The organism is Clostridium sp. ZBS15 (assembly GCF_023845705.1).
Lineage (GTDB): Bacteria > Bacillota > Clostridia > Clostridiales > Clostridiaceae > Clostridium > Clostridium aquiflavi.
The window spans coordinates 46,747-66,766 of sequence record NZ_JAMQHY010000034.1 but is presented as its reverse complement, the minus strand read 5'-3'; the positions used below and the strand labels follow the sequence as shown (position 1 = coordinate 66,766).

The 20,020-nt window shown below is 27.4% G+C and carries 21 protein-coding genes and 1 pseudogene; 20 read left to right on the top strand and 2 right to left on the bottom strand.

Annotated features, from left to right (window positions below; genetic code table 11):
• Positions 1–40: 40 nt before the first annotated feature.
• The gene (locus tag NG904_RS09980; RefSeq protein WP_252231436.1) at positions 41–1,144 is read right to left on the bottom strand and encodes an MGDG synthase family glycosyltransferase; all 1,104 of its coding nucleotides are present in this window, start codon (positions 1,142–1,144) and stop codon (positions 41–43) included.
• Positions 1,145–1,283: 139 nt separating this feature from the next.
• Entirely contained in the window at positions 1,284–1,493 is a 210-nt protein-coding gene (gene rpmE / locus NG904_RS09975) for a 50S ribosomal protein L31 (RefSeq protein ID WP_252216317.1), read from the bottom strand.
• Positions 1,494–1,670: 177 nt separating this feature from the next.
• Between rpmE and NG904_RS09970 the strand changes: the two genes are divergently transcribed.
• From NG904_RS09970 to NG904_RS09875, 20 genes and pseudogenes are all read left to right on the top strand, one after another.
• Complete coding sequence (locus tag NG904_RS09970) at positions 1,671–2,258, top strand: thymidine kinase (protein WP_252231434.1); 588 nt, start codon at positions 1,671–1,673, stop codon at positions 2,256–2,258.
• Positions 2,259–2,287: 29 nt separating this feature from the next.
• A pseudogene (prmC, locus tag NG904_RS09965) lies at positions 2,288–4,052 on the top strand (peptide chain release factor N(5)-glutamine methyltransferase).
• Positions 4,053–4,317: 265 nt separating this feature from the next.
• Positions 4,318–5,400 (top strand): peptide chain release factor 1, encoded by a 1,083-nt coding sequence (gene prfA, locus NG904_RS09960; protein WP_252216321.1) that lies wholly within the window; start codon positions 4,318–4,320, stop codon positions 5,398–5,400.
• Between the two features lie 81 nt (positions 5,401–5,481).
• Complete coding sequence (locus NG904_RS09955) at positions 5,482–6,069, top strand: hypothetical protein (RefSeq protein WP_252216388.1); 588 nt, start codon at positions 5,482–5,484, stop codon at positions 6,067–6,069.
• 18 nt (positions 6,070–6,087) lie between these two features.
• Positions 6,088–7,137 (top strand): L-threonylcarbamoyladenylate synthase, encoded by a 1,050-nt coding sequence (locus tag NG904_RS09950; protein ID WP_252231432.1) that lies wholly within the window; start codon positions 6,088–6,090, stop codon positions 7,135–7,137.
• 123 nt (positions 7,138–7,260) lie between these two features.
• A complete protein-coding gene (gene rpiB, locus NG904_RS09945) occupies positions 7,261–7,710 on the top strand; it encodes a ribose 5-phosphate isomerase B (RefSeq protein WP_252224387.1) in 450 nt (149 codons plus the stop codon).
• Positions 7,711–7,755: 45 nt separating this feature from the next.
• A complete protein-coding gene (upp, locus tag NG904_RS09940) occupies positions 7,756–8,385 on the top strand; it encodes a uracil phosphoribosyltransferase (protein ID WP_252216329.1) in 630 nt (209 codons plus the stop codon).
• Positions 8,386–8,496: 111 nt separating this feature from the next.
• Entirely contained in the window at positions 8,497–8,991 is a 495-nt protein-coding gene (locus NG904_RS09935) for a deoxycytidylate deaminase (protein WP_252231423.1), read from the top strand.
• Positions 8,992–9,118: 127 nt separating this feature from the next.
• Complete coding sequence (wecB, locus tag NG904_RS09930; protein WP_252231418.1) at positions 9,119–10,267, top strand: non-hydrolyzing UDP-N-acetylglucosamine 2-epimerase; 1,149 nt, start codon at positions 9,119–9,121, stop codon at positions 10,265–10,267.
• Positions 10,268–10,395: 128 nt separating this feature from the next.
• Positions 10,396–11,577 (top strand): acetyl-CoA C-acetyltransferase, encoded by a 1,182-nt coding sequence (locus NG904_RS09925; protein ID WP_252231416.1) that lies wholly within the window; start codon positions 10,396–10,398, stop codon positions 11,575–11,577.
• Between the two features lie 982 nt (positions 11,578–12,559).
• Positions 12,560–12,925 carry a hypothetical protein gene (locus NG904_RS09920; RefSeq protein WP_252224391.1) on the top strand — a complete coding sequence of 122 codons (366 nt, stop codon included), beginning with the start codon at positions 12,560–12,562 and terminating at the stop codon, positions 12,923–12,925.
• A gap of 1 nt (position 12,926) precedes the next feature.
• The gene (locus tag NG904_RS09915; protein ID WP_252231414.1) at positions 12,927–13,607 is read left to right on the top strand and encodes a F0F1 ATP synthase subunit A; all 681 of its coding nucleotides are present in this window, start codon (positions 12,927–12,929) and stop codon (positions 13,605–13,607) included.
• A gap of 32 nt (positions 13,608–13,639) precedes the next feature.
• A complete protein-coding gene (gene atpE / locus NG904_RS09910; RefSeq protein ID WP_252231412.1) occupies positions 13,640–13,858 on the top strand; it encodes an ATP synthase F0 subunit C in 219 nt (72 codons plus the stop codon).
• Positions 13,859–13,908: 50 nt separating this feature from the next.
• Positions 13,909–14,388 carry a F0F1 ATP synthase subunit B gene (locus tag NG904_RS09905; RefSeq protein ID WP_252216345.1) on the top strand — a complete coding sequence of 160 codons (480 nt, stop codon included), beginning with the start codon at positions 13,909–13,911 and terminating at the stop codon, positions 14,386–14,388.
• Between the two features lie 2 nt (positions 14,389–14,390).
• A complete protein-coding gene (locus NG904_RS09900) occupies positions 14,391–14,930 on the top strand; it encodes a F0F1 ATP synthase subunit delta (protein ID WP_252231410.1) in 540 nt (179 codons plus the stop codon).
• Positions 14,931–14,940: 10 nt separating this feature from the next.
• Positions 14,941–16,455 carry a F0F1 ATP synthase subunit alpha gene (gene atpA, locus NG904_RS09895; RefSeq protein WP_252216350.1) on the top strand — a complete coding sequence of 505 codons (1,515 nt, stop codon included), beginning with the start codon at positions 14,941–14,943 and terminating at the stop codon, positions 16,453–16,455.
• A gap of 40 nt (positions 16,456–16,495) precedes the next feature.
• On the top strand, positions 16,496–17,347 hold the full coding sequence (gene atpG / locus NG904_RS09890; RefSeq protein WP_252216353.1) for an ATP synthase F1 subunit gamma: 852 nt from the start codon (positions 16,496–16,498) through the stop codon (positions 17,345–17,347).
• A 15-nt stretch (positions 17,348–17,362) separates the two neighbouring features.
• Positions 17,363–18,754 carry a F0F1 ATP synthase subunit beta gene (gene atpD, locus NG904_RS09885; protein ID WP_252216356.1) on the top strand — a complete coding sequence of 464 codons (1,392 nt, stop codon included), beginning with the start codon at positions 17,363–17,365 and terminating at the stop codon, positions 18,752–18,754.
• Between the two features lie 13 nt (positions 18,755–18,767).
• Positions 18,768–19,172: an ATP synthase F1 subunit epsilon gene (atpC, locus tag NG904_RS09880; protein WP_252216357.1), complete on the top strand. Its 405-nt coding sequence runs from the start codon at positions 18,768–18,770 to the stop codon at positions 19,170–19,172.
• A gap of 157 nt (positions 19,173–19,329) precedes the next feature.
• On the top strand, positions 19,330–19,968 hold the full coding sequence (locus tag NG904_RS09875; RefSeq protein ID WP_252231402.1) for a YwmB family TATA-box binding protein: 639 nt from the start codon (positions 19,330–19,332) through the stop codon (positions 19,966–19,968).
• The last annotated feature ends 52 nt before the right edge of the window (positions 19,969–20,020 follow it).

The following is a 20,020-nucleotide window of genomic DNA, read 5'->3' as shown; positions in this document are numbered from 1 at the left end:
TGTATTAAGTAAAAAATAAGTAGAAGTTTTAAATTTCTACTTATTTTTTATTTATTAAATTTTCAGCTATATTTACAATTTCATCTACACTATAATTAGATGACTGTAGCATTAATTTATTTTTTAAATTTTGCAATTCTATAGGATTATCAATTAAATAATTTACAGTATTATTTAATTGAGTTAAGTCTTTTACATAAAGAGAGTAACCAGATTTAACTAAAAAATCTGTATTTTCCATTTCTTGACCAGGAATTGCAAAAGGAATTATTAAAGGAATGTTTTTCACAATAGATTCAGTTACGGTTAATCCGCCAGGTTTTGAAATTATTATATCGCAATAATCCATTAATGTAGGAATATCTTTTGTAAATCCTAAAATATGTAGTTTTTTATTGTTATAAGAATTATTAGAACAATAATCATATAACGATTTTTCTAATTTTTTATTTTTTCCACAAACTACTGTTATTCTTAATTTATGAGGATTTTTTAATAATTCTTTTAAAACCAATGAAATTGTATTTAATCCAAGACTTCCGCTCATTAATAATAAATTAAAATATTCATCATTTAAATTATTAAGAGAATTATTTTTATTATAAAAAATCTTCTTAATAGGAATACCAATAGGATATATTATATCTGGATTTATTCCTTTATTTATTAAAGAATGTTTTGTGTAGTTGCTTCCAGTAATATAAGCATCTACAGAATCACTTATATAAGTATAGTGTGCCTTAAAATCTGTAACTATTAATATATAAGGAATATTCAATCCTTGTTTTTTAAATGCTGTTACTATATTTATAGATAATGCATGAGTAGCCACTATTATGTCTGGTTTAGTATCATTTATTAATTTAAATAACTTCTTTTTAGTAAAGAAAAAAACTATTTTTAATAATTTATTAGTAAATTTGGTGTCTGTTAACTTATAAAATAATCCATAAAAATATGGAAGCTTACAAGCTAGAATTTCATATCCTTTTACAATTAAATCACTTAAAAATTTACTACCTTTATATAAGAAATCATATTTAACAGTTTCATATCCAGAGCTTTTAAACGTTGCTGATATAGAATCAGCAGCTTGATTATGACCTTGCCCCGTAGAAGTTGTTAAAATTAAAACTTTTTTCATTAAATTCCACTCATTTCTACTAAATTACATACAAGTAGTTTATCATGTTTAACATAATTTTTAAATATTATTTTATAGAGCTTTTAATTATATATGCATAAAAAGAAAATGGGAAAGACTAAGTCTTTCCCTCAACGTTCTATTTAGTATCAAGATTGAATCTTTTGTTGAATTTTTCAACTCTACCGCCAACGTCAACGATCTTTTGCTTACCAGTGAAGAATGGGTGGCATTTAGAGCATATTTCAACTTTAAGTTCTTCTTTAACAGAACCAGTTGTAAAAGTGTTTCCACATGCACACTTAACCACTGCGTCTGTGTGGTATTCTGGATGTATGCCTTGTTTCATATTTTTCACCTCTTCCAATAAGTTAACTTATTATTACTATTATTAAATAGCTATTAAATTATATCATAGCGTAATATGACGGTCAATACAAATTTATGGTAGTAAAAAGCTCTTTTTTACATATGTATTAAATGTTATAATCGATTAAGATAATTAAAAGAAGAGGAGTATTTAAGCATGAGCAAATTATATTTTAGGTATGGAGCAATGAATTCTGGAAAATCTACTCATTTAATGCAAGTGGCGTATAATTATGAAGAACGGGGAATGAATGTAGTTATTATAAAGCCATCTGTTGATAATAAAGGTGGAGATAAAATAGTATCTAGACTTGGTGTGGAAAAAAAAGTAGATATTATAATTTCAGAAAAAGATAATATTTTTGATTTAGTATCAGAATATATAAATCAAAAATCAAAAATTGATTGTCTATTAGTTGACGAAGTACAATTTATGAAATCAAATCAAATAGATCAGTTATTTAAGATTGCTGTTACATTAGATATTCCTATTATATGTTATGGATTAAGAACGGATTTTAAAATGAATGGATTTGAAGGTAGTACAAGATTATTATTATTAGCACATAGCATTGAAGAAATGAAGACAATATGTGCATGCGGAAAAAAAGCTATATTAAATGGTAGAAAAATTAATGATAAATTTGTATTTCAAGGACAACAAGTGGCAATAGATGAAGAAAATGATGTTCATTATGAATCTTTATGTGGTGAATGTTATTACAAATATAAAAAGATTAATTGAAAAATAAATGATAATTAGGGAGAAGAGATATGAAAAGATGTGATGTCGGAGGTCAAGCAGTTATTGAAGGTGTCATGATGAGAGGTAGCAGAGGTTTAGCTACAGCTGTTAGAACTTCAAGAGGAAACATAGAAATAAAGATGGATAAAACAGAATCAATAACTAAAAAATATAAATTTTTAAATATTCCTTTTTTAAGAGGTTTTTTTGTATTAATTGATTCATTAAAAGTTGGAATGAATTCATTAAATTACTCTGCATCGTTTTTTTATGAAGATGAGGAACCTTCAAAATTTGAAAAATGGATTAATAAAAAATTAGGAGATAAATCAAATGATTTAATCATGGCTATGACTTTAATATTTTCATTTATGATATCTATAGCTCTTTTTGTATTATTGCCAACTAGTATAGCAGCTTTGTTTAAAAATTTTACTATATCTCATGTTTTGTTAAATTTTATAGAAGCTATTATTAGAATAATTATACTTATAGGCTATATGTTTATTATAAGTAAATTAGACGATATATATAGAGTTCTAGAATATCATGGAGCAGAACATAAAACTATATTTTGTTATGAACATGAGGATAAGTTAACTGTGGAAAATGTTAAAAAGTGTAGTAGATTTCATCCTAGATGTGGAACAAATTTTTTATTTTTAATAATGTTTGTTAGTATAATTGTATTTTCTTTTACAGGATGGGGAAGTATCACCGAAAGATTAATATTAAGAATTGTATTAATACCTGTAATTACAGGTATTACTTATGAATTGATAAAATGGTTAGGAAAGAATAACAATTCTTTGGCAAAAGCAATTGCATGGCCAGGATTAAAATTACAATACTTAACTACAAAGGAACCAGATGATTATCAGATAGAAGTTGCAATTGCATCACTTAAAGCAGCGGAAGGTATTGAAGATGATGAATAATAAAAATATAGGTGAATTATTAAATGTAGGAACTGCTATTTTGAAGAACTGTGGAATTAGTACTTCAAGATTAGATGCAGAATTATTATTAGGTAAAGTATTAAATAAAGAAAAGATATATTTAATAACGCATAGAGAAGAAAAAATAGATGAAACAAATGAAAAAATATATATGGAACTTGTTAATAAGAGAAAAGAAAAAATGCCAGTTAAATATATATTAAATGAATGTGAATTTATGAATATGAATTTTTATGTAGAACCAGGAGTACTTATTCCAAGAGCAGATACAGAAATATTGGTTGAGGAAGTTTTAAAATATATAGATGAAAATAATAGCAAAAATATATGTGATTTATGCTGTGGTTCAGGTGCGATAGGAGTAGCTTTAGCTAATTTAAGAAAAGATATTAATGTAGATTTAATTGATTATTATGAAAGTCCAGAAAAAGTTACATTAATTAATATAGAAAAATTTAATGTTTCAGATAGAGCAAGTTTTATAAAGAGTGACCTACTGAATAAAAGCATAAATGAAGCAAAGATATATGATATTATAGTTTCTAATCCCCCATATATAGAAGAATGCGAAATAAATGATTTAATGGAAGATGTTAAAAATTATGAACCACACATAGCTTTGAGTGGTGGAAAAGATGGATTAGATTTTTATAAAAGAATAATAAATGAAAGTATAAGTGTTTTAAATAAAAGCGGAATATTAGCATTTGAAATAGGTTATAATCAAGGTACTGATGTAAAAGGATTAATGGAAGAAAAGAATTTTATTGAAGTAAAAATAATAAAAGATTTAGCAGGATTAGATAGAGTAGTACTAGGAAAATATTATAAATAAGAACTTAAATGTAAAATTATTATAAATTTATTTTTATATAAGAGGGTATAATAAATTTAATTAACTAAAGAATACATTCTATATATACCTGATTATTGATTAAGAGTTTAAAAATATGCTATAATACTAAGTGGTCTTGAATTTAAGGAAATAATATTTCATTTAATAAGACCATATTTAACGAAATTTTTGAAGTGAAATTAAAATATATTATTAAAAATATTTTATATATGATATGTGTAAAAATGAATTACGGAGTGATTAAATGTTATTAGATAAATTAGCCTTTATAGAAAATAAGTATGATGAACTATCAGTTAAAATTAGTGATCCATCAATTATGCAAAATCAAAATGAATGGAGAAAATTATGCAAAGAACAATCTGACTTAGAAATCATTGTTAATGCATATAAAGAATACAAACAAGTAATTGAAGATTTAGAAGTTAATAAAGATATGCTAAACGAAGAAAGCGATAAAGAAATGAAAGAAATGCTTAATGAAGAAATATCATCTTTATCTCAAAGAGAAGTAGAATTAGAAAAAGAAATTCAAATATTATTACTTCCTAAAGATCCAAATGACGATAAGAACGTTTTTGTTGAAATAAGAGGTGGAGCAGGTGGAGAAGAAGCTGCTTTATTTGCATACAATTTATTTAGAATGTATACAAGATACGCTGAAAGACAAAGATGGTCTACAGAAATAATGAGTTTAAATGAAACTGATATTGGTGGTTTTAAAGAAGTTGTCTTTATGATTAAAGGAAATGGAGCATACTCAAAATTAAAGTATGAAAGTGGAGTACATAGAGTTCAAAGAGTTCCAGATACAGAATCTAGTGGAAGAATACATACTTCAACTGTAACAGTAGCAGTATTACCAGAAGTTGATGATGTTGAAATAGAAATAGCAGACAAAGATGTTAGAATAGATGTATTTAGAGCTTCTGGTCATGGTGGACAATGCGTTAATACTACAGACTCAGCTGTAAGAATAACACATTTACCTAGTGGTCTTGTTGTATCATGTCAAGATGAAAAATCTCAATTAAAAAACAAAGAAAAAGCTATGAAAGTTCTTAGATCAAGATTATTTGAAAAAGCAGAACAAGAAAGAGCAGATGGAATAGCTGCAGATAGAAAGAGCCAAGTAGGAACTGGTGATAGAAGTGAAAGAATAAGAACATATAACTATCCACAAGGAAGAATTACTGACCATAGAATTGGATTAACATTATATAAATTAGATTCATTCTTAGATGGGGATGTTCAAGAAATGATAAATGCATTAATAACTGCAGATCAAGCAGAAAAAATGCAAAAAATGGGAAATAGTGAAATGTAAGACATTACTTTAAATGTCAGACATTATTTAATAGCCTTACATTTTAGAATGTGAGGCTTTTAAATAATAGGGGGTGATGTTATAGATATTTATACTGCTATAAAGAAAGAAAAATCATCTTTAAAAAGATTTATAATATTTATGATAATATTAGCAACTACACTACCGGCAGTTTTATTAATAACTAATCTTTTAAATGTATTTTATTTAATATATTTAACCTTTATTGAATTTTTAATAGTAATTTCTATACTTATTAAATTAAATGGATATAAGGTAGAATACAGATGTAATAATAATCGTCTAACGTTTAAAACAGGAATATTAACAACAACATCGTTAATATTATGTGACAAAGTTGTTTTAGTACATACTAATAAATCGGATTATGATATGGAAATAATTATTATTACAAGTGTCTCATTTAAAAATAGTCTATTGAGAACTGTAGATGCTAATTTTCTTAAAAGACATCCTAAAATAAAAAAGGAATATGATAAGATACAGGAGAAAAATCCAAATAAAACCTATTATTTTCAAATAGTAAGAAAAGGCGGATTAAAGAAGTATTTATTATTAGACTGCATATATAGAAATTGTGTTAAAGCTATATATACTGATTATAGTATACAAAATATAAAGATTGCACGAGGACAAACAATAGTTTAAAGAAAGAAGGCACATATTTTGAATACCAATATTATAAAAATTAATAATATTATTGATGATGAAGAAAAAATGAAAGAAGCAGCACAAATAATAAAAAATGGTGGCATAGTTGCTTTTCCAACAGAAACTGTATATGGATTAGGTTCTGATGCGTTAAATGAAGATGCTGTTAAAAAAATTTTTATAGCTAAAGGAAGACCTCAAGATAATCCTTTAATTGTTCATGTTGCATCAAAAAATATAGAAAATTTAGTTGAAGATATACCAGAAATAGCTCAAAAATTAATAGACAAATATTGGCCAGGTCCATTAACATTAATTTTAAAGAAGAAGTCTATAATTCCTAATATGACTAGTGCAAATTTAGATACTATAGGAATAAGAATGCCTAATAATGAAATAGCATTAAAATTAATAGAGATGTCTAATACGGTTATTGCAGCACCATCTGCTAATATAAGTGGAAGACCTAGCCCGACAGATGTAGAAAGATGCATAGAAGATTTGTCAGGTAGAGTAGACTGTATAGTCGGTGGAAATAAAAGTGATATAGGATTAGAATCAACAATATTAGATTGTACAGTTAATCCACCATTAGTATTAAGACCAGGTGGAATAACTTTAGAAATGTTAAAACAGATAGATAATAGAATAGAAATAGATGGAGCTATAATGAAAAAGAGTACTGGTGATTTAAAACCAAAAGCACCAGGAATGAAATATAGACACTATGCACCTAAAGCTAAAGTTAAGATAATTTCAGGTGAAAGAAAAAAAACTATTGAAAAAATGAAAGAAATGGTAGATTATTATATAGATAATAATAAAAAGGTGTGTATACTTACAATACAAGAAAATGAAAAAGAATATAATAAAGGAATCAAAGTAGTACTAGGCAGTAGAGAAAATTTACTTATGGTTGCACAAAATTTATTTGAATCATTAAGAAAATGCGATGATTTAGGTGCAGATGTAATATTAGCAGAGGCTTATGAAGAAAAAGGTGTAGGAATAGCTATTATGAATAGACTAAATAAAGCAGCTGGATTTGATATTATAGAAGTATAATTTTACAAGAATATATAAATAAGATTTTGATTATTGCTTAAAATAAGAGGAAGATAAAGTTTAATAATCTGCTTTTTCTTCTTTTTTTATGAATAGATATATTATAGTATGGAGGTTTTGATTATGAAATTAGCAATCGGATGCGATCATGGTGGATTTGAATTAAAACAAGAAATTATAAAATTTCTAGAAAGTGAAGGACATGAAGTTAAAGATTTTGGTACACATTCAACAGAATCTTGCGATTATCCAGATATAGCATTACCAGTAGCAGAAGCTGTTGTAGCTAAGGAATTCGAACTTGGAATATTAGTTTGTGGTACAGGAATAGGTATAGGAATTGCTGCTAATAAGGTTGCAGGTATAAGAGCTGCATTATGTTCAGATACTTTTAGTGCACATGCAACAAGACAACATAATAATGCAAATATATTAACATTAGGTCAAAGGGTTGTTGGAACTGGTCTTGCTTTAGACATAGTAAAAACTTTTATATCATCTAAGTTTGAAGGTGATAGACATCAAAAGAGAATAGATAAGATTAGTGCAATAGAAGCTAAACACAGTAAATAATATTAATTTTAATATATTTAAACATTTAATTTTGGAGGGATAAATATGAGTAAAGTAATTGAAGTTAATCATCCATTAGTGCTACATAAGCTTTCGATGGTAAGAAGTAAGGATACAGGATCAAAGGATTTTAAGGAATTAGTAAAAGAAATCTCAATGTTACTAACTTATGAAGCAACAAGAGATATAAATATGGATGAAGTAGAAATTGAGACTCCTGTTTGTAAAACAAAATGTAGAGTTGTTTCTGGAAAGAAAATGGCTATAGTGCCTATTTTAAGAGCAGGTCTTGGAATGGTTGATGGTGTTCTTAGTTTAATACCAGCTGCTAAAATCGGTCATATAGGATTATATAGAGATGAAGAAACATTACAACCAGTAGAATATTTTTGTAAGCTTCCAAAAGATATAGAAGAAAGAGATGTTATAGTTGTAGATCCAATGCTTGCTACAGGTGGTTCAGCAGCGGATGCATTAACTATGTTAAAAGAAAAAGGGGCTAAGAATTTAAAACTAATGTGTTTAATTTCAGCTCCAGAAGGAATAGAATTAGTACAACAAAAACATCCTGATGTAGATATATATGTAGCTTCTGTAGATGAAAAATTAAATGAAAAAGGTTATATAGTTCCTGGATTAGGCGATGCCGGAGACAGATTATTCGGAACTAAATAATATTTTATATTATTACAAAAGGAGTATCTTAAATAAAAATTTTAAAGATACTCCTTTTAAATTTATCTGTTATAATTAACATAAATAATGTTATTTTTAGGAGAATTAAAAATGGAAAGAACAATCAAAGAGAATTATTATTTAGATATTGCTGAAACTGTATTGGAAAGAGGTACATGCCTAAGAAGAAATTATGGCTCAATAATAGTTAAAAATGATGAAATAATATCAACAGGATATACCGGAGCTCCAAGAGGAAGAAAGAACTGTATAGATATTAATAGTTGCATAAGAGAAAAATTACAAGTCCCTAGAGGAACACATTATGAACTTTGCAGAAGTGTACATAGTGAAGCTAATGCTATAATTAGTGCATCACGAAGAGATATGATTGGAGCAACATTATATCTAGTAGGAAGAGATGTTAAGACAAGATCATATGTGGAAAATGCTAATTCTTGTTCTATGTGTAAAAGACTTATAATTAATGCTGGAATTTCTTATGTTGTTATAAGAAAGGATAAAGAAGATTACATTAAAATAGATGTAGAAGATTGGGTAAAAAATGATGATTCATTAAATATAAATGAGAACTTTGGTTATTAAAAAATTATATAGATTAAATTTAGAATATATACAAACATAATGCAAAAAATATTAAGAAGAATTAATAGATTTTTATATATAAAAAATAAGTATGTAAGATCTATTATCGCAGATTGGAGGAAATACTATGAGTAAAAAGAAAGTTATAACTATATTTGGAACGAGACCTGAAGCAATAAAAATGGCTCCATTAGTTCAAGAGCTAAAAAAAAGAGAAGAAATAGAATCTAAGGTGTGCGTTACAGCTCAACACAGAGAAATGTTGGATCAAGTTTTAGAGTTATTTAATATAAAACCAGACTTTGATTTAAATATAATGAAAACAAGACAAACTTTAACTGGAATAACAAACAAAGTATTAGAGGGATTAGAAGAAATATTTGAACAAGAAAAGCCGGATATGATATTAGTACATGGAGATACTACAACAACTTTTGCAGGAGCATTAGCAGCATTTTATAAGCAAATAAAAGTTGGTCATGTAGAAGCTGGACTTAGAACGTTTAATAAATATTTCCCATTTCCTGAAGAAATGAATAGAAGGCTAACAGGAAACTTGTCTGATTTACATTTTGCACCGACAAAAAGTTCTAAAGAGAATTTATTAAAAGAGGGTGTTTCAGAAGATATTATTTATATAACTGGAAACACTGTTATAGATGCTATGAAGTATACAGTAGAGGAAAATTATGAATTTGAAAATGATGAATTAAAGAAAATAGATTTTAATAAAAAAGTTATAATGGTAACGGCTCATAGAAGAGAAAATTGGGGTGAAGGAATAAATAATATTTGTGATTCATTAAAGCAAATCGTTTTAAATAATGAAGATGTTGAATTAGTATATTTAGTTCATTTGAATCCAATTGTTAAAGATGTAGTGTTTGAAAAATTAGGCAATTTAGACAGAGTTCATTTATTACCACCATTAGATACTAAAGAAACTCATAATTTAATGAATAAATCATATTTAGTTATGACTGATTCAGGTGGATTACAAGAAGAAGCACCACATTTAGGAAAACCAGTATTAGTATTAAGAGATGTTACAGAAAGACCAGAAGCAGTACAATATGGAACAGTTAAACTAGTTGGTACTGATGTAGAAAAAATAGTTAGTGAAGCAAATAAATTATTAAAAGATGTTGATGCATATAGTAGTATGAGTAAAGCAGTAAATCCATACGGAGATGGTGTTGCTTCAATTAGAATAGTAGATTCTATATTGAGATATTTTGAGTTAAGTGAAAAAGAAGTTGAAGAATTTAAAATATAAATATAAACTTTGTCTAAAATTTAACAATAAAGTCTTGATTAATAAAAAAAATAAATGTATAATTATGTTATGTTAATAATTTAACGATAAGGATATTAAACATATATAATTTTTAGGAGGATTTACACATGAAAGAAGTAGTTATTGTAAGTGCAGTAAGAACAGCTCTTGGAAGCTTTGGTGGATCATTAAAAACTGTTCCAGCAGTAGAATTAGGAGCAACTGTAATTAAAGAAGCTGTAAACAGAGCTGGTATTAAACCAGAAGCTGTTGAAGAAGTTATAATGGGTAATGTTATACAAGCTGGTTTAGGACAAAATCCAGCTAGACAATCATCTGTTAAAGCAGGATTACCAGTAGAAGTTCCATCAATGACAATCAACAAAGTTTGTGGTTCAGGATTAAGAGCAGTTAGTTTAGCAGCTCAAATGATAAAAGCAGGAGATGCTGATGTTATAGTTGCTGGTGGTATGGAAAACATGTCAGCAGCACCATATGTATTACCAGGTGCTAGATGGGGCCAAAGAATGGGCGACGCTAAAATGACAGATACTATGATAAAAGATGGATTATGGGATGCATTTAACAACTATCATATGGGTGTTACTGCTGAAAATATCGCAAAACAATGGGGATTAACTAGAGAAGAACAAGATGCTTTCTCAGCTTCATCTCAACAAAAAGCTCAAAAAGCAATTGAAACTGGAAGATTTAAAGATGAAATAGTTCCAGTTATGATTCCACAAAGAAAGGGAGAACCAAAAGTATTTGATACTGATGAATTCCCAAGATTTGGAACAACTAAAGAATCTTTAGCTAAATTAAAACCAGCCTTCATTAAAGAAGGAACAGTAACAGCAGGTAATGCTTCAGGAATAAATGATGGAGCAGCAGCTTTCGTTGTTATGAGTGCTGAAAAAGCAGCAGAATTAGGAGTTAAGCCATTAGCTAAAATACTTTCTTACGGATCAAAAGGATTAGATCCATCTATAATGGGATATGGACCATTCCATGCAACTAAGAAAGCTTTAGAAGAAGCTAACTTAACAATAGATGATATGGATTTAATCGAAGCTAATGAAGCTTTTGCAGCTCAAAGTTTAGCAGTTGCTAGAGATTTAAAATTCGATATGGAAAAAGTTAATGTTAATGGAGGAGCTATCGCATTAGGACATCCAGTTGGAGCATCTGGTGGTAGAATTCTTGTTACATTACTTCATGAAATGGAAAAAAGAGATGCTAAAAAAGGTTTAGCAACACTTTGTATAGGTGGAGGAATGGGAACTGCTCTTATAGTTGAAAGACTATAATTAGTAGTACTAATTACTCTTAAGAAAATTGCTATGATTATTAATCATAGCAATTTTTTTATTCTTTAGGAATTTATATTATTAAAGAATTTGTGGATAACTTTTAGAATACCGTTTTTTAAAGTTTAAAAGGTTTATAAAATCTAGGTTAAGGTAAATGTTTAGTTGAAAATTGAGACTGGAAAGTTAAATGAAAGGTTCTTAATAAGTATTTTAAAGCATATTATCTTAGAAAGATTAAGGATTTTAATCATAATTTTAAAATTCTAGTTATTAATTTTTAATTAAATTAATAAATAAGATTTAAAGATTGTAATTTACAAATAAAAAGTTAATTTATAAGTGTAGTTTTTTTATACAGTAATAATAAATTATTATAATTTATTATAATAAAAGGTAATAAAATTACATAACATAAATATAATAGTTATGAATGAATTCCTACAAATTTCAAATTTTGCTCTATTTAATGGTATATGTAATAAGAATATATGCAAGATGTAAAGAACAATATTGAATTAAATAATTATAAATACTACTTAATAAAGTGATTATAAGCCTGTAACTGGGTTTATCAATGAATTTTTAAAAAAAAAATTGAATAAAGCAAATTTTTTATATTCATTAGTACAAAAACAAAAACGACAACGTTTTACAAAATTACAAAAAAATCTAACAAAAAAATTGAATAAAGTTTAATAAAACTTGTATATTCATGTAAAATAACATTAGAAAACGATACCATAAAAAAAAAGAAAATATTCAAAAAAATGAATATTCTGATAATTGCAAGAATTGAAGTTGATTATTTTATTTTTAAAGATAATTTGATTAAATGAGAAATTTACCTTCATATACCAAAGGAAATAGAAGATAAACACATATTATGAGAATAAAAAGCAATTTATTACTATAAATAGTATTTTATTAAACATTGATATGGTTATATAATATGTCATATTGAAGTCAAGAGGAGAGAATTATGAATAGAGAGCCGATTAAACTTCTTAAAGATATGATTAAATTAGATTTAAGGGGTGGACTTTTAGTATCTTTAATTATAAGTATCCTTTTTTCTTTTAAGGATGCAAGTATATATTTAGCAGGTATTATAGTATCTTTAATTAACTTTATGATAAATGTGTATATTACCAGAAGTTTTTTAGGATATAGTAATAAAAATAAATACATAACTATGAGTGTACCATTAAAAATAGGTATTGTAATTTTAGCATCATTACCTTTTATAAAAAATGTAGAATACATTTCTTGTTATATGTGTGGCTTTATCTCACATTATGTATTTTTAACATTTAACTGTATAAACAGTAAGAAAGGAAGTGTTTAAAGTGGAACCCAGTAAGGTTGTATTTTCCTTTAAAATTGGAGATTTCCCAGTAGATATTATTCCAGAAGTAATAGTTCAATGGATAATAATTCTAGCTGTAGCAATAACGGCATATTTACTAACAAGGAATTTAAAACAAAAGCCAGATAAGAAACAAGCTGCATTAGAAAAGTTTTATGAAACAGTAACTTCACTTGTTAGTAATACTATGGGAGAAAGTTATGTAGGGTTTGTACCCTATGTAGGTACATTGATAATTTACTTACTATTATTAAATTTTACAGGATTAGTTGGTATAAAACCGCCAACACAAAACTTAAGTGTAACTGTTGGTCTTGCAATTACAACATTTGTAGTTATTAATTTTACTGCAATTAAGAGAAATGGCTTAGGCAAATATTTAAAAGGTTTTGGACATCCATTTATAGGTATGTTACCTATAAATATTATGGAAAGAGTTATGTTACCTGTATCTTTAGCACTCAGACTTTTTGGTAACATGTTAGCAGCGACAATTTTAGTTGATTTAGTATATAATGCATTAGGACATATAGGCATGGTAGCTCAAATTGGTTTACCAATAATAGTCCATGGATATTTTGATTTGTTTGATGGAACAATCCAAATGCTAGTATTTACTATGTTAACTATAATTAATATTAAAACAACAGCAGAACATTAGTGAAAAATTATTTATTTTAAGGAGGAATTACGATGAATTTAGCAGTTATCGGAGCAGGTATTGCTGTATTAACAGGATTAGGGGCAGGTATTGGAATTGGTATAGCTACAGGAAGAGCTACAGAGGCAATTGCAAGACAACCAGAAGCAGCAAGTAAAATTCAAACTGCATTAATCATAGGAGCTGGGCTTGCAGAAGCAACAGCTATTTATGGATTAATAATTGCATTTATGATATTGACAACAAAATAATATTTATGAGTTGATTATATTGACTCCGAAGGGAGGATATAGATAAGGATATGGAAACTAATTATTCAGTAATTTTGATGACAATAATTAACTTTTGTATTCTAGTTGCTATTTTAAAGCATTTTTTCTGGGACAAAATAAAAGGTATAATTAATGAAAGACAAGATTTTGTTGATGAACAATTATTAAAAGTTGATGAAGACTCAGAAAAAGCAAGAATGTATCTACTAGAAAATCAAAGAATATTGCAATCAGCTAAAGAAGAAGGTAAGAAAATTACCGAAAATCAAAAAGTAAAAGCTAATAAAGTATATGATGAAATAGTAGAAGATGCTAATGAAGAAGCTAAATCTTTATTAGAAAGAGCTAAAACTGATATACAACGTGAAAAAGAAAAAGCTGAGTATGAAATAAAAAAACAAGCAGTAGATTTAGCTATAGAACTTTCAATTAAGGCTTTAGAAGAAAACATAGATGAAAGTAAACATAGAGAACTTATAAGCGATTTTATTACTAAGGTAGGTATGTAGCTATGTATGAATACTTAGATAGGCGATATGCATTAGCACTTTACCAAGTTGCTGAAAAAAAAGGAAAAGTGGATGAATACTTACAAGATTTAAGAGAAATTTGTGAGCTTATTGAAAACAATCATGAATTTCATGAAGTAATAAAACATCCTCAAATAAGTACAAAGAAAAAAAAGAAAACATTTATTAGTATTTTTAAAAACAAGATTGATGAAGAGTTACTTTCTTTTCTTCTTATATTAATTGAAAAAGATAGAATACTTTATCTTAGAGAAAAATTAAATGAGATGGAAAAGATAGATCTTGAAAGAAAAAATACATTAAAAGGTATTATAAAAACAGCTATACCACTTTTATCAAATGAACTTGATAACTTAAGAAATATTTTTCAAAAGAAATATGATAAAAATATTTTATTTGAAACTGAAGTAGATCGTAATTTATTAGGTGGAGTTTATGTAAGAGTTGGTAATGATGTAATAGATGATACTGTCAAATCTAAAATAGAAGAAATGAAAGATTTAATGCTTAAACAGAAATAGAGGTGAATCCATGAATATTAAGCCAGAAGAAATAACTTCTATTATCAAAAAAGAGATAGAAAAATATGAAAAACAAATAAAAACAGTAGATTCTGGTACTATAATTCAAGTCGGAGATGGAGTTTCAAGAGTTTATGGATTAGATAACTGTATGGAAGGCGAATTACTAGAATTTCCAAATGATGTATATGGAATGGCTTTAAATCTAGAACAAGACAATGTCGGATGTGTTCTTTTAGGAAATGAAGAAGGTATAAAAGAAGGAGATATTGTTAAGGGTTCAGGAAAAATAGTTGAAGTTCCAGTAGGTGAAGCGTTAATAGGTAGAGTTGTTAATTCATTAGGTGAAGAACTTGATGGAAAAGGCCCAATAAACACAAATCAAACTAGACCTATAGAAGTTAAAGCACCTAGCATCATAGATAGAAGTTCTGTTAATGAACCATTACAAACAGGAATTAAAGCTATTGACTCAATGATACCAATAGGTAAAGGTCAAAGAGAACTTATAATAGGCGATAGACAAACAGGAAAAACAGCACTTGTTATAGATACTATATTAAATCAAAAAGGAAAAGATGTAATATGTATTTATGTAGCTATTGGACAAAAACAATCTACAGTTGCACATATAGTTAATACATTAACTGAAATGGGTGCTATGGATTATAGTATAATAGTAAGTTCAACAGCAGCAGATTCTGCCCCATTACAATATCTTGCTCCATATGCAGGATGTAGTATTGGTGAATACTTCATGAATCAAGGAAAAGATGTATTGATAGTTTATGATGATTTATCTAAGCACGCAGTAGCTTATAGAACAATGTCATTACTTCTTAGAAGACCGCCAGGCAGAGAAGCTTATCCAGGAGATGTTTTCTATATTCATTCAAGATTGCTTGAAAGAGCAGCTAAATTATCAGATGAAAAAGGTGGAGGATCATTAACAGCTCTTCCTATAATAGAAACTCTAGCTGGAGACATAACAGCATATATACCAACAAATGTTATATCAATTACAGATGGTCAAATATTCTTAGAATCTGATTTATTCAATTCTGGACAAAGACCTGCTGTTAATGCTGGTATATCAGTATCAAGAGTTGGTGGTAATGCTCAAATTAAAGCAATGAAGCAAGTAACAGGTACATTAAGACTAGAACTTGCACAATATAGAGAATTAGCAGCATTTGCTCAATTTGGATCAGATTTAGATAAAGATTCTAAAAAGAGACTTGAAAAAGGTAAGAGATTGGTAGAAATATTAAAACAAGATCAATACAAACCTTTAGAAGTTGAAAAACAAATTGTTATATTATATACAGCAGTTAATGATTTCTTATCTGATATAAAAGTAGAACATATAAAGAAATTTGAAAAAGAATTGTTAGAATATGTAGATACTCATTATAGAGAATTAGGAAAACAAATTGCTGAAGAAAAAGTTTTAACAGATGAAATAAAAGCTAAATTAGAAGTAGCGATAGTTGAGTTTAAAAAGATATTTTTACAAGAAGCATAGCTTAGTTTTAAGCTATGCCCTTCTTTAGGAGGTAGAAAGTATGGGTTCAGCTGGACTTATAGAAATTAAACGAAGAATAAAGTCAGTAGAAAGTACAAGAAAAATAACTAATGCTATGGGACTTGTTGCCACTTCTAAGTTAAGAAAAACTAGAAAAGAATTATTGACAAATAAAAAGTTTTTTGAAGAAACTAAAAAAATTATAGAAAAGCTTGCATCAACTATTTCAGGAGATGATGATAATATTTATTTTAAATCTAACAAAAGTAAGTATAAATTATACATTTTAGTATCATCAGATACAGGCTTATGTGGTAGTTATAATAACACTGTAGTATCTTACTTAGATAGTTTAATTAGAGATGAAAAAGAAAACATAAAAGTAATTACTGTTGGAAGTAAAGGCTTAAGTTATATAAAAAGAATAGGTCTTGATACAGTAGCCGATTATGTTGATATACCAGATATACCAACAGTAAAGGAAGTTAAAATTGTTTTTGAAAATGCTCTTAAAATGTATAAAGATGGAGAAGTTTCAGAAATTAATGTTGCATACTTAGATTTTGTTTCTCCAGTAAAACAAGAACCAAAAGCAGAAAAACTTTTACCAATAGAAAAAATTACTAGTGTATCAGAAGAATTTATAACTGAACCTAATAATGAAGAAGTTTTAATTAATGCATTAAATATTCATTTAAAAGGTAAGTTTAGAAATATTTTATTAAGTGCTAAATGTAGTGAACAAAGTTCAAGAATGACAGCAATGGACGGAGCTACTCAAAATGCAAATGATATATTAGATAATTTAAATCTAAAATACAACAGAATAAGACAACAAATTATTACCCAAGAAATATCAGAAATAGTTGGAGGAGCAGAAGCTCAAAAATAGTAAGGAGGTATTTTTATGCCTGGTAAAATTGGAAAAGTAGTTCAAGTAATTGGACCAGTAGTTGATATAAAGTTTGATTCAGATTCTCTTCCAAATTTATACAATGCAATTAGTATCGATATGGGAGAAAGAACGCTAATTGCTGAAGTTGAGCAACATGTTGGTGATGATATAGTAAGAACAATTGCTATGGAAGCAACTGAAGGATTAAAAAGAGGAATGGATGCAATTGATACAGAAAAAGCTATTTCTGTACCAGTAGGAGAAGCTGTATTAGGAAGACTTTTTAATGTATTAGGAAAGCCTATTGATAATGCAGGAGATGTAGATGCTGAAGAGATTTATCAAATTCATAGACCAGCACCAAGCTTTAAAGATCAAGCCGTTGAACCAGAAATGTTTGAAACAGGTATCAAGGTTATAGATTTGCTTGCACCATATCAAAGAGGTGGAAAAATAGGTCTTTTTGGTGGAGCCGGAGTTGGAAAAACAGTATTAATTCAAGAATTAATAAACAATATAGCTAAAGAACATGGTGGATTATCAGTATTTACTGGAGTTGGAGAAAGATCAAGAGAAGGTAATGATCTTTACCATGAAATGAAAGATTCAGGCGTTATAAATAAAACAGCCTTAGTATTTGGTCAAATGAATGAGCCACCTGGTGCTAGAATGAGAGTTGCATTAACAGGTTTAACTATGGCTGAATATTTTAGAGATAAAGGTCAAGATGTATTATTATTTATAGATAACATATTTAGATTTACTCAAGCTGGATCAGAAGTTTCAGCATTACTTGGAAGAATACCATCAGCTGTTGGTTATCAACCAACATTAGCAACTGAAATGGGTGCACTTCAAGAAAGAATTACATCAACTAAGAGTGGTTCTATAACATCTGTTCAAGCAGTTTATGTTCCTGCTGATGACTTAACAGACCCAGCACCAGCAACAACATTCTCACATCTAGATGCAACAACAGTTCTATCAAGAAGTATAGTTGAATTAGGAATATATCCAGCAGTAGATCCACTAGAATCTTCATCTAGAATATTAGATCCTAGAATTGTTGGTGAAGAACATTATAATGTGGCTACAAAAATTAAGAACATACTTGAAAGATATAAGGAATTACAAGATATCATAGCTATATTGGGTGTGGATGAATTATCTGATGAAGATAAGGCCGTAGTTTCTAGAGCAAGAAAAGTACAAAGATTTTTATCACAACCATTTACAGTAGGTGAACAATTTACAGGAATGCCTGGAAAATATGTTTCTGTAAAAGAAACAATAAGAGGGTTTAAAGAAATTTTAGAAGGTAAATATGATGATTTACCAGAATCAGCATTCTTATTCATTGGTTCAGTTGATGAAGCTGTACAAAAAGCTAAAAGTTTAGCATAGGGAGATGATTAGTATGGCTGATACTTTTTTATTAAAGATTGTTACCCCTGATAAAGACGTATTTAATGGTAATATAAAAAGAATATTTTTAAGAAATAGTATAGGAAGATTAGAGATATTAGCAAATCATGCTAATATGGTAACAAGTACGATATCATCTATTGTAGAATTTACAGATGCTGAAGGAAAAGATAAAAAGTTATTTGTTTCTAAAGGAATTGCAAGTATGTTTAATAATGAAATGACAATTTTTAGTGATTCTGCTGAATTTTCTGACGATATTGATTTAAATAGAGCAGAAAAAGCAAAAGAAAGAGCTGAAAAAAGATTACTTGAAGGAAATAAATACGATAAAGAAAGAGCAGAATTAGCATTATTAAAATCTATTGAGAGAATAAACTTAAAAAAAATGAATTAAAAAGCTTGAGAGGAATATCCTCTTAAGCTTTTTTTTAGCTTTTATTTGGCACAAATTAGCGAAAAATTTATATATTGATATTATAAACTTAACTAAATAAATGGAATAAAAAATTAAATAGCTGTTCATAATTAAAAAATGAATAGGGGGTATAAATATGAAGTTTAAATATAGTTTATTTTTGCTCATATTATTTTTATTTTTTAATATGGTAGCTATTTCAGCTAAGGACATTAATAGTGAGTCTTTTTATAATTTAGAAAATAGCATAGTTAATGAAAGTTATTTTGAAGAAAACGGATTAAAAGTACAATTTAAAACTAAAAAAAATATTAATGTAGAACAAATATTTTTAAAAAAATATTTGATTAATGAATTAAAAGGAAAATATACTAAAGTTGATGATAGAAATTTTGATGTTTCTAATGAAAATATTAAAGCTTGTGTTAATTTGTGGGAAAAAGATAGCTACACATATGTTGAAGTAACTTTAATAAATACAAATTCTAAATATGATACAAAACATTTAGAGGAATTAGTAGAGAACATAAAAAAAACCAACGTGGAAGATGTGCAAATATTTTTATATTATAAAGGAAGAATAGATAATGATAAATCATTAAATGATTTTAGTGGATTAATATCTCTTGTGAATTTAAATATGTTGAGTATTAGCAATGGTTATACAGGAACTGGGATTTCAAAATTAGGTGAAAAGATGAATTTTGCACTAGTTAGCTATAATGACAAATCTTATATAATTATTGGAACACCTATAATATTTACAACATACTAGTACAACCAAAATAAATATACAATTTATTTTGGTTGTTTAACAATTAATTATG

Bases quoted from the DNA above. Each gene is read 5' to 3' on its own strand.
- NG904_RS09970 (WP_252231434.1), top strand. From the start codon at position 1,671: ATGAGCAAATTATATTTTAGGTATGGAGCAATGAATTCTGGAAAATCT.
- atpG (WP_252216353.1), top strand. From the start codon at position 16,496: ATGGGTTCAGCTGGACTTATAGAAATTAAACGAAGAATAAAGTCAGTA.
- atpA (WP_252216350.1), top strand. From the start codon at position 14,941: ATGAATATTAAGCCAGAAGAAATAACTTCTATTATCAAAAAAGAGATA.
- upp (WP_252216329.1), top strand. From the start codon at position 7,756: ATGAGTAAAGTAATTGAAGTTAATCATCCATTAGTGCTACATAAGCTT.
- NG904_RS09905 (WP_252216345.1), top strand. From the start codon at position 13,909: ATGGAAACTAATTATTCAGTAATTTTGATGACAATAATTAACTTTTGT.
- NG904_RS09875 (WP_252231402.1), top strand. From the start codon at position 19,330: ATGAAGTTTAAATATAGTTTATTTTTGCTCATATTATTTTTATTTTTT.
- prfA (WP_252216321.1), top strand. From the start codon at position 4,318: ATGTTATTAGATAAATTAGCCTTTATAGAAAATAAGTATGATGAACTA.
- atpC (WP_252216357.1), top strand. From the start codon at position 18,768: ATGGCTGATACTTTTTTATTAAAGATTGTTACCCCTGATAAAGACGTA.
- NG904_RS09900 (WP_252231410.1), top strand. From the start codon at position 14,391: ATGTATGAATACTTAGATAGGCGATATGCATTAGCACTTTACCAAGTT.
- rpmE (WP_252216317.1), bottom strand. From the start codon at position 1,493: ATGAAACAAGGCATACATCCAGAATACCACACAGACGCAGTGGTTAAG.
- NG904_RS09920 (WP_252224391.1), top strand. From the start codon at position 12,560: ATGAATAGAGAGCCGATTAAACTTCTTAAAGATATGATTAAATTAGAT.
- rpiB (WP_252224387.1), top strand. From the start codon at position 7,261: ATGAAATTAGCAATCGGATGCGATCATGGTGGATTTGAATTAAAACAA.
- atpD (WP_252216356.1), top strand. From the start codon at position 17,363: ATGCCTGGTAAAATTGGAAAAGTAGTTCAAGTAATTGGACCAGTAGTT.
- NG904_RS09925 (WP_252231416.1), top strand. From the start codon at position 10,396: ATGAAAGAAGTAGTTATTGTAAGTGCAGTAAGAACAGCTCTTGGAAGC.
- NG904_RS09935 (WP_252231423.1), top strand. From the start codon at position 8,497: ATGGAAAGAACAATCAAAGAGAATTATTATTTAGATATTGCTGAAACT.
- atpE (WP_252231412.1), top strand. From the start codon at position 13,640: ATGAATTTAGCAGTTATCGGAGCAGGTATTGCTGTATTAACAGGATTA.
- wecB (WP_252231418.1), top strand. From the start codon at position 9,119: ATGAGTAAAAAGAAAGTTATAACTATATTTGGAACGAGACCTGAAGCA.
- NG904_RS09980 (WP_252231436.1), bottom strand. From the start codon at position 1,144: ATGAAAAAAGTTTTAATTTTAACAACTTCTACGGGGCAAGGTCATAAT.